This is a genomic window from Flavobacterium sp. Leaf82 (assembly GCF_001422725.1).
In the GTDB taxonomy this organism is placed as follows: Bacteria; Bacteroidota; Bacteroidia; order Flavobacteriales; family Flavobacteriaceae; genus Flavobacterium.
The window spans coordinates 1-13574 of the sequence record NZ_LMMA01000023.1 but is presented as its reverse complement, the minus strand read 5'-3'; the positions used below and the strand labels follow the sequence as shown (position 1 = coordinate 13574).

At 34.2% G+C, this 13574-nt stretch carries 13 protein-coding genes and 1 other RNA gene; 8 read left to right on the top strand and 6 right to left on the bottom strand.

What is annotated here, in order from left to right:
• Nucleotides 1–134: 134 nt before the first annotated feature.
• Entirely contained in the window at nt 135–515 is a 381-nt protein-coding gene (locus tag ASF10_RS12520; RefSeq protein WP_056249670.1) for a winged helix-turn-helix transcriptional regulator, read from the bottom strand.
• A 129-nt stretch (nt 516–644) separates the two neighbouring features.
• Between ASF10_RS12520 and ASF10_RS12515 the strand changes: the two genes are divergently transcribed.
• Together ASF10_RS12515 and ASF10_RS12510 are read left to right on the top strand one after the other, a co-directional pair.
• Nucleotides 645–1439 (top strand): SDR family oxidoreductase, encoded by a 795-nt coding sequence (locus ASF10_RS12515; protein WP_056249668.1) that lies wholly within the window; start codon nt 645–647, stop codon nt 1437–1439.
• A gap of 28 nt (nt 1440–1467) precedes the next feature.
• Entirely contained in the window at nt 1468–1791 is a 324-nt protein-coding gene (locus ASF10_RS12510) for a hypothetical protein (protein ID WP_056249665.1), read from the top strand.
• A gap of 54 nt (nt 1792–1845) precedes the next feature.
• Here ASF10_RS12510 and ASF10_RS12505 read toward each other — a convergent pair whose 3' ends face one another.
• Nucleotides 1846–2139, bottom strand: coding sequence for a hypothetical protein (locus ASF10_RS12505; RefSeq protein WP_056249663.1), 294 nt, complete (start codon nt 2137–2139; stop codon nt 1846–1848).
• A 124-nt stretch (nt 2140–2263) separates the two neighbouring features.
• On the opposite strand from ASF10_RS12505, the gene rnpB reads away from it, so the two are divergent.
• The 3 genes from rnpB to ASF10_RS12495 all read left to right on the top strand — a co-directional run bounded on the left by rnpB (nt 2264) and on the right by ASF10_RS12495 (nt 5045).
• Nucleotides 2264–2581, top strand: an RNA gene (gene rnpB / locus ASF10_RS14335) — RNase P RNA component class A.
• 31 nt (nt 2582–2612) lie between these two features.
• Entirely contained in the window at nt 2613–3863 is a 1251-nt protein-coding gene (locus tag ASF10_RS12500) for a cation:dicarboxylate symporter family transporter (protein WP_056249659.1), read from the top strand.
• Between the two features lie 264 nt (nt 3864–4127).
• The gene (locus tag ASF10_RS12495) at nt 4128–5045 is read left to right on the top strand and encodes a ketopantoate reductase family protein (protein WP_056249657.1); all 918 of its coding nucleotides are present in this window, start codon (nt 4128–4130) and stop codon (nt 5043–5045) included.
• Between the two features lie 6 nt (nt 5046–5051).
• Here the strand turns inward: ASF10_RS12495 and ASF10_RS12490 are convergent, their stop codons facing one another.
• The 3 genes from ASF10_RS12490 to ASF10_RS12480 all read right to left on the bottom strand — a co-directional run bounded on the left by ASF10_RS12490 (nt 5052) and on the right by ASF10_RS12480 (nt 7006).
• Nucleotides 5052–5246: a hypothetical protein gene (locus ASF10_RS12490; RefSeq protein WP_055096600.1), complete on the bottom strand. Its 195-nt coding sequence runs from the start codon at nt 5244–5246 to the stop codon at nt 5052–5054.
• 336 nt (nt 5247–5582) lie between these two features.
• Nucleotides 5583–6188 carry an RsmD family RNA methyltransferase gene (locus ASF10_RS12485; protein WP_056249655.1) on the bottom strand — a complete coding sequence of 202 codons (606 nt, stop codon included), beginning with the start codon at nt 6186–6188 and terminating at the stop codon, nt 5583–5585.
• Nucleotides 6185–7006 (bottom strand): DUF3822 family protein, encoded by an 822-nt coding sequence (locus ASF10_RS12480; protein WP_056249652.1) that lies wholly within the window; start codon nt 7004–7006, stop codon nt 6185–6187. Before ASF10_RS12480 ends, ASF10_RS12485 begins: the two co-directional genes overlap by 4 nt.
• A 410-nt stretch (nt 7007–7416) precedes the next feature.
• Between ASF10_RS12480 and ASF10_RS12475 the strand changes: the two genes are divergently transcribed.
• From ASF10_RS12475 to kdsB, 3 genes are all read left to right on the top strand, one after another.
• The gene (locus ASF10_RS12475) at nt 7417–8841 is read left to right on the top strand and encodes an ATP-dependent RecD-like DNA helicase (protein WP_056249649.1); all 1425 of its coding nucleotides are present in this window, start codon (nt 7417–7419) and stop codon (nt 8839–8841) included.
• Between the two features lie 160 nt (nt 8842–9001).
• Nucleotides 9002–9832, top strand: a complete 831-nt coding sequence (gene ygiD / locus ASF10_RS12470) for a 4,5-DOPA dioxygenase extradiol (RefSeq protein WP_056249647.1) — start codon at nt 9002–9004, stop codon at nt 9830–9832.
• A 278-nt stretch (nt 9833–10110) separates the two neighbouring features.
• Complete coding sequence (gene kdsB / locus ASF10_RS12465; protein WP_056249643.1) at nt 10111–10842, top strand: 3-deoxy-manno-octulosonate cytidylyltransferase; 732 nt, start codon at nt 10111–10113, stop codon at nt 10840–10842.
• A gap of 222 nt (nt 10843–11064) precedes the next feature.
• On the opposite strand, the gene ASF10_RS12460 is transcribed toward kdsB, so the two are convergent.
• A complete protein-coding gene (locus ASF10_RS12460) occupies nt 11065–13476 on the bottom strand; it encodes a thiamine pyrophosphate-dependent enzyme (protein ID WP_056249641.1) in 2412 nt (803 codons plus the stop codon).
• Between the last annotated feature and the right edge of the window lie 98 nt (nt 13477–13574).

Genomic DNA, 13574 nt, shown 5'->3' with positions numbered 1-13574 from the left:
ATCTGCGTGCCATAAAAATTAATACTCCTATAAAACCTAAAACCCTAGCCCTGATAGAAGCGGTATCCTTTTTCTGGCTTTTTAGCCGGGAAAAGATACAAGCGAATAGCAGGAAATAGCTCCTGAAAATTAATTTATTCTTCAGACTCATCGCTATCGACTAAAGGTTGCTTTAAAATAGCTTTTCTTAAACGATCTTCGTTCTGATCTCCCCAGTTTCCTAAAGCAGAAATTATAGGGATTAATGTTTTGCCAAAATCGGTTAAACTATATTCGACTTTGGGCGGCATTTGAGCATAAATAATTTTTGAGACAAGCTCGTGTTGTTCCAGTTCTTTTAACTGAATATTTAAAACCCGTCTCGAAGCATCCGGAATTTTTCGCTGCAGTTCGCTTGATCGCTGAAAACCCTGGTTGATGAACCATAACAAACGGATTTTCCATTTGCCGTAAAGCACCTCTCCAATAAGGTCCAGACCACAATTTAAGTTCAAAGGAATTTTTCTTTCATACATAAATACAAATTTAACCTAATGTTCCAAACTGCACAATAGGGGAAAAATTTATCCCTATGCAATTCGGTTTTCCGTAATTGTGAGAACCGTTTATACTATCGAAATTTGTCCTGTCTAAAACGAAAAAAAATGGAAAAAGAATTTAATTTTAATGAAGAGTTATCAGGTAAAATTGCTTTGGTAACCGGCGGTACAAAAGGAACAGGTAAAGCCATTGCAGAAAGATTGTTGAAAGCGGGAGCAACCGTTATTATCACGGCAAGAAACAAACCAGAGGTTGAGAATACAGAAATGCATTTTATTTCGGCAGATTTAAGTACTTCTAATGGAAGTGCGAAAGTAATTGAAGAAATTAAAACGAATTTTGGCAAACTGGATATTCTTATTAATAATCTGGGAAGTTCAGAAACTCCGGGTGGTGGTTTTGAAGTTTTAAATGATGAAGACTGGAAAAAAACTTTTCAGGCGAATTTGTTTGCTCCGGTGCGATTAGATCGTGGTTTTTTGCCTGAGATGATCAAGCATAAAACAGGCGTGATTATTCATATTGCTTCGATTCAGGGAAAATTACCCTTGTATGATTCAACCTTGCCATATGCTGCTGCAAAAGCAGGATTGATTAATTATAGTAAAAGTCTTTCTAATGAAGTTTCACCAAAAGGAGTTCGCGTTCTTACGGTTTCTCCAGGCTGGATAATGACGACATCATCACAAAGAATGATGGAAAGAATTGCCGAAAGTTCGAACGGTACGATCGAAGAAGCAGCACAAAGTGTTATGAATGCGCTGGGCGGAATTCCGTTTGGGCGACCTGCAAATCCGGAGGAAGTAGCTGAACTAATTGGGTTTCTGGTTTCGCCACGAGCCAGTTATCTTACAGGAACTGAGTTTGTAATTGATGGCGGAACGATTCCAACGATTTAAAATTAATAACCCAATAAAAACACAGAAAATGAATGTACCGGATATAATTTTAGATTTGCTTGAAGCACAGAAAAACTTTGACAGCAAAGCCTATGCAGCTTGTTTTTTAGAAACGGCTTTAGTTTATGATGAAAATGAAACACATACAGGTCAGGAAGAGATAATGAAATGGAATGAAAAGACCAATGAAACCTATCAGACTCAACTTGAGGCATTAGAGATTTCGACAAATAATACAACAAATATCCTGACGACAAGAGTTAGCGGAACTTTTGAAGGAAGCCCTATTGTTTTAAAATATCACTTTGAACTAAAAGACGAAAAGATTAATAGTTTGAAAATAACGGGTTAACATTTTATTTTATGTCGCTGAGTATAAATTGTTTTTATACTCAGCGACTTATTATCATCTTCCTTTAATACTCAAATCAAATAGAAACTTTGCCGTTTCCTGGTCAGAATCAGCTGAGAAGCCAGCTACATACACGCCTTTTTTTCCGTTAATTGATTTAATTCCGTATACAACTGCCTCATCGCCGGGATCAGAATCCCCTTCGTATCGATACACATGTACAATTTCAAATTTTTCAGGATTTTTTTTAATCAGGTCAGAGTTTAGATTAAAGTCACAAGTAAATCCTTTTTCATGCAATTGATCTAATGCTTTTGAAACAGTTGCGTAATGATACATTCTAGTCATGATAATTGAATTTAAAAATTATGGATTTTAAAGATAACTAATTTAAAATTAAATTGTTACGAAAGCAAGGCGAAAAACTGAAATTTAAAATCATTATTCTTAGTATATAAATCGCTACTTTTGCGCCGCAGACCGCCTTATCGTCGTTCCAATTTATTGGGAGGGAGGAAAGTCCGGACACCACAGAGAAGCATAGCGGGTAACACCCGTCGGGGTTAGCAATAACTTCAGGACAAGTGCAACAGAAAGTATGTACAGGTAATGCTGTAGTGAAACCAGGTAAACTCTATGCGGTGAAATACCAAGTATATCAGCATTTAAGGGCTTCTCGTCCGTTGTTGAAGGGTAGGTAGCTTGAGTTCCGAAGTAATTCGGAATCTAGATAAATGATAAGGCTTTGATTTATCAAAGACAGAATCCGGCTTATAGGTCTGCATTTTTTATATATTTGTGAAACTCTCTAAACTATTTTCATGAATATAACCTCTCAGGAACCTACAAATAAACCTAAAAAAGGCATTTTTTATACCATAATTACCAATCTTACTTTTTGGGTTTTGATTGCAATAATTGCCGGGATCTTACTCGGACATTTTTCGCCTTCAAATGGTGTCAAAATGGAAATTCTGGGAGCTAAATTTATTGCACTTATCAAAATTTTTATTGGTCCGATAATCTTTCTTACAATTGTTTTGGGAATTTCTGGTATGGGAAACCTGAAAAAAGTAGGCCGAATTGGGATTAAGGCACTCGCTTATTTTGAAGTAGTTTCGACAATCGCTCTTGCCATTGGTGTAGGTGTAGCTTATTTTTTTAAACCCGGAAAAATTGATAAATCAGGATTGACTCTTGGTGATGCAAGTCAATATACAAATGGTGCAGCCAAAGATTTTTCGTGGCTGGAGTTTTTCTTTTCGAATTTTACTCTACAGGTTTTATTAGCTGCAATTGTTTGCGGAATTGCGTTGAATTTTTATAAAAAAAGAGAACAAACTATTCTGGTTTTAGAACGCTTCTCGAAAGTGGTTTTTCTTGGTTTGAAATATGTCATGTATCTCGCGCCAATAGGTGCGTTTGGCGGAATGGCTTATACAATTGGTAAATTTGGATTGCAGACCTTGATTCCGCTTGGTAAATTAATGTTGTGCGTTTATTTGACTATGGCGCTGTTTGTATTCCTGATTTTAGGAAGTATTCTGAGATATTATAAAATTAGTATTCTCTCGATTCTTAAATATATAAAAGAAGAACTTTTGCTGGTTCTGGGAACTTCATCTTCTGAAGCTGCTTTGCCAAGTATAATGGTAAAATTAGAACAAATGGGTTGTAGTAAATCCGTTGTGGGATTGGTGATTCCTACCGGATATTCTTTTAATTTGGACGGAACTTCGATTTATTTGTCGATGTCGGTAATATTTTTGGCGCAATTGTATGATGTACATTTAAGTTTTTTCGAAATCCTGAGTGTTATCGGGATTCTGATGATTACCTCAAAAGGTGCGGCGGGCGTTACCGGAAGCGGATTTATAGTTCTGGCTTCGACTTTGACAGCTTTGCACAAAATTCCGGTAGAAGGTTTGGCTTTTTTATTAGGAGTTGATAAATTTATGAGCGAAGCACGAGCAATAACCAATTTGATTGGAAATACAGTAGCAACAATTATAATTTCGAAAAGCGAGCGGGATTTTACAGAGCTTAATCTTAACCCTGTTGTAGAAGAATAATTTGCTTTGCTTTGCGGAGAATGGCACGCGGATGAAACGGATTCGCTATTGCGAAAGCGCGGATTTAACCGGATTTTTTTGTTGTTTATTTCAGCAATAACGACTTTTTTGTCCTTGCGAGGAACGAAGCAATCTCATTTGTTGACTCATTTTGGGGTTTCTTTTTAGTGTGGTTGCTTCGTTTCTCGCAATGACAAACTTATATGATTACCTTACTTTTAATTCACGCTAATTCATGTAATTAGTGACAAAAAAAACTTAAATATGAAAAAAATAGGCATTTTAGGAATCGGTGGAGTAGGTGGTTATTTTGGCGGACTTTTAGCAAAAGCGTATTATAAGTCTGATGATGTTGAAGTGATTTTTATCGCGCGTGGTGAAGCCCAAAAAGCAATCGCTGAAAACGGATTAAAAATTATTACGGACGATTTGGAAACCTCTGTTTATCCAAAATTAGTTTCTAATAATCCGGATGAAATTGGTGAACTGGATTATTTAATATGTGCTACAAAAACGTATGATATCGAAGAAAGTCTACTTTCGATACAAAACTGTATCAGTCAAAAAACTATAATTCTTCCGTTATATAATGGCGTTGATGCACCGGAACGTATACTAAAACTATTTCCTGAAAATGAGATTTTGCAAGGTTGCGTTTATATTGTTTCGATGATTTTTTCGCCGGGAACAATCCGAAAAATTGGTTTTTACGAAAAATTGTTTTTTGGGTCTAAAACGTCTTCTATTTCAGAATTAAATGAATTGCAGCATATATTTAGAAATGCTAAAATAGAAAGTTATTTAGCAGAGAATATTGAAGAAACTGTTTGGGAGAAATTTATTTTTATATCCGCATTAGCTTCTGCAACTTCCTATTTAAACCAAAATATTGGTACCATATTAAAGGATAAGGATTCTAAAGCAATTTTTGTAGAATTGCTTCACGAAATTGAATTAGTTGCAAAAGCTAAAGGGTTACAATTACCGGATGATATAGTAAATCAGAGTATCCTAAAACTAGAAAAATCGCCTAAAGAAGCGACTTCATCTATGCACAGAGATTATTTGGCAGGTAATAAAATAGAAGCTGCTTCGCTGACAAAATTTGTTGTGAATGAAGCGTTGAAATATGGCGTAAAAACTCCTCTGTACGAAAAAATAAGTAATGTATTATTGGCTTAAATAAATTTATGCTTCGTCTTTTGTAGCGCGCACTAAACTTATTCCGGACATGAAAAATACAATACCTAATATACCGTAAATAATTAATGATTTGATATCTCTCGTTTCGCCTGAAGTACCAGCAAATATAACTGCTGTGTAAATCAAACCAACTATTCCGAGGATCGTTAATAATCCTCCGAAAAATCTTTTTAGGTTCATGATGTTTGGTTTTAAATGTTTCATTACAAATGTATTACGCTTTATGTGCGAAACGTTATACAATTGATTTTAAAACTTATATCATTTACAGTAAACTTATGAAGTTATTTTAAATTCTAACCCAATATTTCGGGTACTTTCAATGCTTATTTTTGGATCTGAATTGAAATATTTTCTAAGTCTGCTGAGATTTCAATTGTGATTAAATATTCTTTTGGAAAAATAAAAGAAACGGCATTTACCGGAAAAAGTATGGAAGAAACTTCAGATAGGGTGAAGTAGAAACAAAAAATCCCTTGGATTTCAAGGGATTTTTTTTATGTTGCAGAACGAAAATTAACCTTCGTCTTCTTCTGTAGCTTTACCGGATAAATCAATAGTTAGCTCTTCGTCATCATCAGTTGAGTTTAATTCGAAGAAACTAAAAAACGAACCTCCGTAATTTTTCTGAAAAGAGAAATTACTTAAATGCTCCATTTTGGTATATTTTGAATGTTCGATAATCATCATTCCGTCTTCGTTTAATAATTCTCTTTCGAAAACTGTCAGAACAATTTTTTCAAATGCAGTCTGATCTAATCCATAAGGAGGATCGGCAAAAATGATATCGTAAGATGTTTTGCAATTGTCCAGAAATTTATAGACATCACTTTTGGTAGCAGCAACATCAAAATCATATTCTGATGAAACTTGTTTGATGAATTTTACGCACCCAAAGTCTCCATCAACAGAGGTTATTGGAGCGCTTCCGCGTGAAGCGAATTCAAAACTAATATTTCCTGTTCCCGCAAATAAGTCCAAAACCTTTAAGCCGTCAAAACTAAAATGATTGTTCAAAACATTAAATAATGCTTCTTTACTCATATCCGTCGTAGGTCTTACAGGAAGGTTTTTTGGCGGAAAAATTCGGCGTCCTTTATATTTTCCTGAAATGATTCTCATGATTGAAATAAGATATAATGTTTTTGATTTTGTGCAGTTGAAAAGCTGTTTTTTTGTTGTAATGTGCTTACATCCAAAAATGAAACATGACGAATGTATTTATAAGCAATAGCATAAAATGCATCGTTTTGATGTATGGTGCCTAATAATTCAAGAGGAAAACTTTCTGGGTTTAAACTCAATTGTTCGGCAGTAAAAAGGATATAATAAAGAAAATCTTCGGGAGTTTGATATTCAAATGAATTGAATAATAAAAGCTTTTGATTTTGTACCACAATAATCTCAAAATGATCCGGATTAAAATTCACCACCATTTTTTTCTGATCGTTGTTCTTGGAACTTTCAAGAATTTTTTCGACCAAAATACTGTTTACATGTTTGTAATCAAACGATCCAACATTGTCAATCAAAAAATTATTGATATTGATGTAAGGGATATAAACAGAATGCATTTCGTAATTTGAAATCTGATCGAAAGTAAAAAAATCGGTTTCAAAAACTTTTGTGTTATATTGTAAATAGCTTCCTAAGAAATTTTCATCAAATAAAGCTGTTGGTACAAATGTCGAAAGATTGTTATTATGAATCACTAAAATTTCGTCGTATGTATCTTTTAGTTCCGAATGATTTTTAAAGGCAGCACTATATAAGTCTTCAATTTTTGATGTTTTTTGTGTACTATTAAAGTTGACTTCATTAAATGCTGTAATAGTATTATTTAGAGTATCAAAACAACAAAATGAAAATCCATTCAATGAAACCTGAATAGAAAGCTTTTTGTAATTTTTGGAAGTGATGTTAGTATTTTGCAATGACATATTGATTTACAATTCGTTACCTGTTTTACAAGAAAGAATTTAAGGCGATTACAAACTTACAAATTAAAAAGGAACAATTACAAATGCAATTTCGAAAAACAATTTTAATTGGGGTTTAAAGAAAGGTTAAATTTTCTTTACCATATAATTGATATAAGTTCATATTAATTGATATCTAAAAACTTAAACTTACATTCTGTGCATTACTTGTATGAAATAAAAACGTTATAATTGAATTGATTTTTTAATTGACATTACCATCTAAAATAAACCTTGGATTATGGGGTATTCTTCCGTTAAATTTTTTGTATTTATTCCAGAATAATATGAACTTATATTGCTTATATGGTGTAAAAGATTAATTGACATTGCCATTTAAAAGTCCGTACTTTGTAGTTCAATTTTTCCCTATGAATTCATCACTTTTTTATGGCGTTTTACAAAAACGATTTCCTTTTGCGCCCACATACAAACAGGATATTTTTTTTCAGAAAATAGCTATTTTTCTAACAGATACGCATAATGACACCATATTTGTGCTGAAAGGATATGCAGGAACCGGAAAAACAACCGTAATATCTACAATCGTAAATAATCTGGGAGATATCAATAAAAAGTTTGTTTTGCTGGCACCAACAGGTCGTGCGGCAAAAGTAATCGCTAATTATTCGAATACGCCTGCTTTTACTATTCATAAAAAAATATATTTTCCTAAAAAATCTGCTGGTGGAGGCGTAGCTTTTACTAAACAATTAAATAAACATAAAAACACCATTTTTATCGTCGATGAGGCTTCGATGATTTCTGACAGTAATTCTGATTCTAAATTGTATGATAACGGATCTCTTTTAGACGATTTGATTTCATATGTATATTCCGGAACAAATTGCAAAATGATACTTTTAGGAGATACAGCCCAGTTACCACCGGTGAATTTAGATATAAGTCCGGCGCTGGATATCCAGACTTTAGGGGTTCATTATGATAAAGAAATTGAACATATAGAACTTGATGAAGTAATGCGTCAGGAAGAAAGTTCAGGGATTTTATTTAATGCAACAGAATTACGGGAGTTGCTTAAGGATTCTTTTATAACAGAGTTTAAATTTAATGTAAAAAAGTTCAAAGATATTGTTCGTCTTACAGATGGGTATGATATTCAGGATGCTATAAATTCAGCATACAGTAATTATAGTATTGAAGATACGGCATTTATTGTTCGTTCGAATAAGCGTGCAAATCAATATAATGAACAAATCCGAACCAGAATTTTATTTAAGGAGAGTGAACTTTCTGTTGGTGATTTTCTTATGGTTGTCAAGAATAATTATTTCTGGTTAAAAGAAACTGATGAAGCGGGATTTATTGCGAACGGTGATATTATCGAAGTTTTAGAGCTTTTTGGAATCAAAGAATTATATGGTTTTAATTTTGCCAAAGTAAAAATCAGAATGGTCGATTATCCGGACCAGAAACCTTTTGAAACGGTATTGCTTTTGGATACCATAAAAAGTGAATCTCCGTCTTTGACTTACGAAGAATCAAATCGTTTGTATGAAGAAGTGATGAAAGATTATGAAAATGAAACCACGAAATATAAAAAGTTTCAGAAGGTAAAAGAGAACGAATATTTTAACGGATTGCAAGTAAAATTCTCTTATGCGATTACGTGTCACAAATCGCAAGGAGGGCAGTGGAACACCGTTTTTATAGAGCAGCCTTACTTACCAAACGGAATCGATCGCGATTACATCAGGTGGCTTTATACCGCTATGACACGTGCCAAAAATAAATTATATTTGATAGGATTTAAAGACGAGAGTTTTAAGGAATGATTAGTTTGCCACAGATTAAAATGATGCTCAAAGATTTTAAAAATACATATTTAAGGAATTTTTTTAATCCTTTTAATCTGTGGAAAGAAAAAATAATATTTTCACAGGTAATTAGAAATTCGCGCTAATTCGTGTAATTCGTGGCGAAAAAAAATAGCAAATGACAACACTAAACGATTTACATTCGATTTCGTCTACGTTTTCGAATACAGATAAAATGCCGGTTTTGTTTTTAGGTCACGGCAGCCCAATGAATGCAATAGAAGAAAATCAGTTTGTAGCTGGTTTTCGTAATCTGGCTAAAACTTTACCGCAGCCGAATGCGATTTTGTGTATTTCGGCACATTGGTTTACCAACGGAACTAAAGTGACTTCGATGCAAATGCCGCGAACAATTCATGATTTTGGAGGATTTCCACAAGCCCTTTTCGATGTGCAATATCCTGCAAAAGGAAGTCCGGAATTAGCATTGGAAACTCAAAAAATATTAGAACCTGTTCATGTTGATTTAGACGAACATTGGGGTTTAGATCACGGCGCATGGAGCGTAATCAAACATTTATATCCAGAAGCAAATGTTCCGGTAATTCAGTTGAGTATTGATTATACAAAATCTGGTCAATATCATTTTGAATTGGCACAAAAACTTCAATCATTACGCCATAAAGGAGTTTTAATTATTGGGAGCGGGAATATCGTTCACAATCTTCGCTTAGTCGATTTTAGAAATTTTGATAAGGATAATTACGGTTTTGACTGGGCAATTGAAGCCAGAGAAACCGTTAATAATTATTTATTAGATGGAAATTTTCAGCCTTTAATTGATTTCGAAAAAATGAGTAAAGCGGTTCAAGTAGCGATTCCAACACCAGATCATTATTTACCTTTGTTGTATACTTTAGGATTAAAAGAAAAATCAGAAGAACTAAGCTTATTTAATGATAAATTATTAGCTGGTTCTTTGAGTATGACTTCTGTGAAAATTATGTAGAAAAAACTCTGTGAAACTCTGCAAAAAACCTTTGTGTTTCTCTGTGGTAAAATTATAACACAAAGTTCGCAAAGCTACATGTTGACCTAGCTTTGCGAACTTTGTGTTTTTTACAAAACCTTGCAAATATAAAACTTTGCGTGCTTTGCGGTAAAATGCGATATGTTTAAAAAAAGTAGTAACTGTATAGATTTACAAAGATTTACACGAAGATACACACAAAAAATATAAAATAACTAGAGGATTAGATTGCTTCGTTCCTCGCAATAAAAAAAAAAATGAAAATAATAGCGGTAATTCCGGCACGATATGCTTCAACACGATTTCCTGCAAAACTAATGCAGGATCTGGGAGGTAAAACAGTAATTTTAAGAACGTATGAAGCTTCTGTAGCAACGAAATTGTTTGACGATGTATTTGTCGTAACCGACTCGGATTTGATATTTGATGAAATTGTTTCGAATGGCGGAAAAGCAATTATGAGCGTCAAAGAACACGAATCAGGCAGCGATCGTATTGCCGAAGCTGTTATGAATCTTGATGTTGATATTGTAGTGAACGTTCAGGGCGACGAACCTTTTACAGAAGCTGGTCCTTTAGAGCAGGTTTTATCGGTTTTTAAAGATGATAAAGATCGTAAGGTAGATTTGGCTTCTTTAATGCGTGAAATCACAGATGAAGAAGAAATCAATAACCCTAATAATGTAAAAGTTGTGGTTGATCAATCGCAGTTTGCGTTGTATTTTTCAAGATCAGTTATTCCGTATCCTAGAGACAAAGATGTTGGAGTTCGTTATTTCCAGCACATTGGGATTTATGCTTTTAGAAAACAAGCTTTGTTAGATTTTTATAGTTTGCCAATGAAATCTTTAGAAGCTTCGGAGAAACTGGAGCAACTACGTTATTTAGAATTCGGAAAACGTATTAAAATGGTTGAGACAACTCATGTTGGTATTGGGATTGATACAGCTGAGGATTTAGAAAAAGCTCGTGCTATTTTGAAGGCTTAGTTTGCGTTTAATGGCACGCGGATGATACGGATTCGCTATCGCGAAAACGCAGATTTTACACGGATTTTTTACGCTGATATTTTGTCAGGCTGAGCGAAGTCGAAGCCCACGTTCCAATTGGTGCGCCTTCGACTTCGCTCAGGATGACAAAAAATGTGTAGAAGTACAAAAAAAAAGCTCCAGAAATGGAGCTTTTTTTATATTTAAAATCAAACGAAATTCTTAGTATAAACTTGGGAATTTAGAAGGATTAACTTCATTCATCATACTGTAAACTTTCTCGAAGATATCTTCGGCAGAAGGTTTAGAGAAATAATCTCCATCAGTTCCGTATGCTGGTCTGTGTGCTTTTGCAGCAAGGGTTTGTGGTTTGCTGTCTAAATGAATGTAAGCATTTTGTTCCTCCAGAATTTGTTGCAAGATGTAAGCTGAAGCTCCACCAGGAACATCTTCGTCGATTACTAAAAGACGGTTTGTTTTTGCTATACTTTTTACAATGTCTTTATTTACGTCAAACGGAAGTAAAGATTGGATATCGATTACTTCACAATCAATACCTAATTCTAATAATTCGTTCGCGGCTTGTTCTACTAATCTTAAAGTAGATCCGTAGGAAACTAAAGTAATATCTGAGCCTTCTTTTAGGGTTTCAACAACACCAATTGGCGTTTTAAATTCACCAAAATTCAGTGGTGTTTTTTCTTTTAAGCGATAACCATTCAAACATTCAATTACTAAAGCCGGTTCATCTGTCTCTAAAAGAGCATTATAAAAACCTGCAGCCTGCGTCATGTTTCTTGGAACCAAAACGTGAATACCACGAACTGCATTAATAATCATTCCCATTGGAGAACCAGAATGCCAGATACCTTCAAGACGGTGTCCGCGGGTTCTGATAATTAATGGTGCTTTTTGTTTTCCAACAGTTCTGTATTGTAACGTAGCCAAATCATCACTCATGATTTGAATCGCATATAATAAATAATCTAAATACTGAATCTCAGCAATTGGTCGCAAACCTCTTAAAGCCATCCCAATTCCCTGACCAATAATAGTAGCTTCACGAATACCAACATCGGCAACACGAAGTTCACCGTATTTTTCCTGCATGCCTTCTAAACCTTGGTTTACGTCACCAATATTCCCAACATCTTCACCAAAAATTAGTGTTTCAGGATATTTGGTAAACAAAGCGTCAAAGTTATCACGCAAAATCATTCTGCCGTCTAGATCAGCTTTTGCATTGTCAGCATATTCAGGAAGTACTTTTTCTACTGAAAAAACATTTTTATCTGAATCTGAATGTAAATTACTGCTGAATCTTGGTTGCGTAATTTTTATATAATTAGTAATCCAGTCAGATAGTAATATTTTACTGTTTGGTACTTCGATAAAGCGCAATATTTTTCTGGCGATTACCAACATTTCCTTTTTTAAAGGAGATTTTATAGCACTTAATTCAGATATGTATTTTTGAATTTTATCCTTATGATTGATACTGGCATTTGAAATCTTCTCCAGTAAAATCAAAAGATTTTTTTGATCTTCGATAATAGGGTTAATAAAAGAGTTCCATGCTTCTTTTTTAGCTTCCAGAACTTCTTTTTTCAATTCGGCATCAATTTCAGCCAATTCTTCCGGAGATGCTATATTGATAGCGATCATCCATAAACGCATTTGGCGGATACAATCAAAATCTCTTTCCCAAGCCAGTCTTTCTCCATTTTTATAGCGTTCATGAGAACCTGAAGTAGAGTGTCCTTGTGGTTGTGTTAATTCATTTACATGAATTAAAACAGGAACGTGTTGTTCACGGGCAACTGCTGCGGCTCTTTCATAAGTCGAAACCAACTCAGCATAATCCCAGCCTCTTACTCTAAAAATTTCATAACCGTTTGCATCTTCATCGCGTTGGTATCCTTTTAGAATTTCAGATATATTTTCTTTAGTGGTTTGATGTCTTGCATGAACAGAAATTCCGTATTCATCATCCCAAACACTCATAACCATTGGTACTTGTAAAACTCCGGCAGCATTTATGGTTTCAAAAAATAAACCTTCAGATGTACTTGCGTTTCCTATAGTTCCCCATGCAACCTCGTTTCCGTTTACAGAGAATTTGTCTTTGATGGTAATTCCATCAACATTTCTATAAATTTTAGAAGCCTGAGCCAATCCCAATAATCTTGGCATTTGCCCTGCTGTAGGAGATATATCTGCGCTTGAATTTTTTTGTTTTGTTAAGTCTTTCCAGGATCCGTCTTCGTTTAAACTGTGCGTTACAAAGTGACCGCCCATTTGTCTTCCGGCAGACATTGGATCATATTCTAAATCTGTATGACCGTATAAACCTGCGAAAAATTGTTTAGGAGTTAATTCTCCAATAGCCATCATAAAAGTTTGATCGCGATAGTATCCGGAACGGAAATCTCCGTTTTTAAAGGCTTTTGCCATAGCAAGCTGTGGCACTTCTTTTCCGTCACCAAATATTCCAAATTTGGCTTTTCCTGTTAACACTTCTTTACGACCTAAAAGGCTACATTCACGGCTAGTTACTGCAATTTTGTAGTCATTCAATACCTCAGTTTTGAAATCTTCAAATGTTAATGTAGTATTGCTTTTTTCTTTTATCATAATCTTTAGTGGTCATGTTAGACTGCGAAATTACTTAAAAACAATCAATAATCATAATTCTTTAAAATAAATATAATTTAATTATATGTATTTAAAAT

What these genes read in the sequence shown, in the direction of transcription:
- ASF10_RS12510 (WP_056249665.1), top strand. Translation starts at nt 1,468, where the DNA reads ATGAATGTACCGGATATAATTTTAGATTTGCTTGAAGCACAGAAAAAC.
- ygiD (WP_056249647.1), top strand. Translation starts at nt 9,002, where the DNA reads ATGACAACACTAAACGATTTACATTCGATTTCGTCTACGTTTTCGAAT.
- ASF10_RS12515 (WP_056249668.1), top strand. Translation starts at nt 645, where the DNA reads ATGGAAAAAGAATTTAATTTTAATGAAGAGTTATCAGGTAAAATTGCT.
- ASF10_RS12500 (WP_056249659.1), top strand. Translation starts at nt 2,613, where the DNA reads ATGAATATAACCTCTCAGGAACCTACAAATAAACCTAAAAAAGGCATT.
- ASF10_RS12495 (WP_056249657.1), top strand. Translation starts at nt 4,128, where the DNA reads ATGAAAAAAATAGGCATTTTAGGAATCGGTGGAGTAGGTGGTTATTTT.
- ASF10_RS12505 (WP_056249663.1), bottom strand. Translation starts at nt 2,139, where the DNA reads ATGACTAGAATGTATCATTACGCAACTGTTTCAAAAGCATTAGATCAA.
- ASF10_RS12475 (WP_056249649.1), top strand. Translation starts at nt 7,417, where the DNA reads ATGAATTCATCACTTTTTTATGGCGTTTTACAAAAACGATTTCCTTTT.
- ASF10_RS12480 (WP_056249652.1), bottom strand. Translation starts at nt 7,006, where the DNA reads ATGTCATTGCAAAATACTAACATCACTTCCAAAAATTACAAAAAGCTT.
- ASF10_RS12485 (WP_056249655.1), bottom strand. Translation starts at nt 6,188, where the DNA reads ATGAGAATCATTTCAGGAAAATATAAAGGACGCCGAATTTTTCCGCCA.
- ASF10_RS12520 (WP_056249670.1), bottom strand. Translation starts at nt 515, where the DNA reads ATGTATGAAAGAAAAATTCCTTTGAACTTAAATTGTGGTCTGGACCTT.
- ASF10_RS12490 (WP_055096600.1), bottom strand. Translation starts at nt 5,246, where the DNA reads ATGAACCTAAAAAGATTTTTCGGAGGATTATTAACGATCCTCGGAATA.
- ASF10_RS12460 (WP_056249641.1), bottom strand. Translation starts at nt 13,476, where the DNA reads ATGATAAAAGAAAAAAGCAATACTACATTAACATTTGAAGATTTCAAA.
- kdsB (WP_056249643.1), top strand. Translation starts at nt 10,111, where the DNA reads ATGAAAATAATAGCGGTAATTCCGGCACGATATGCTTCAACACGATTT.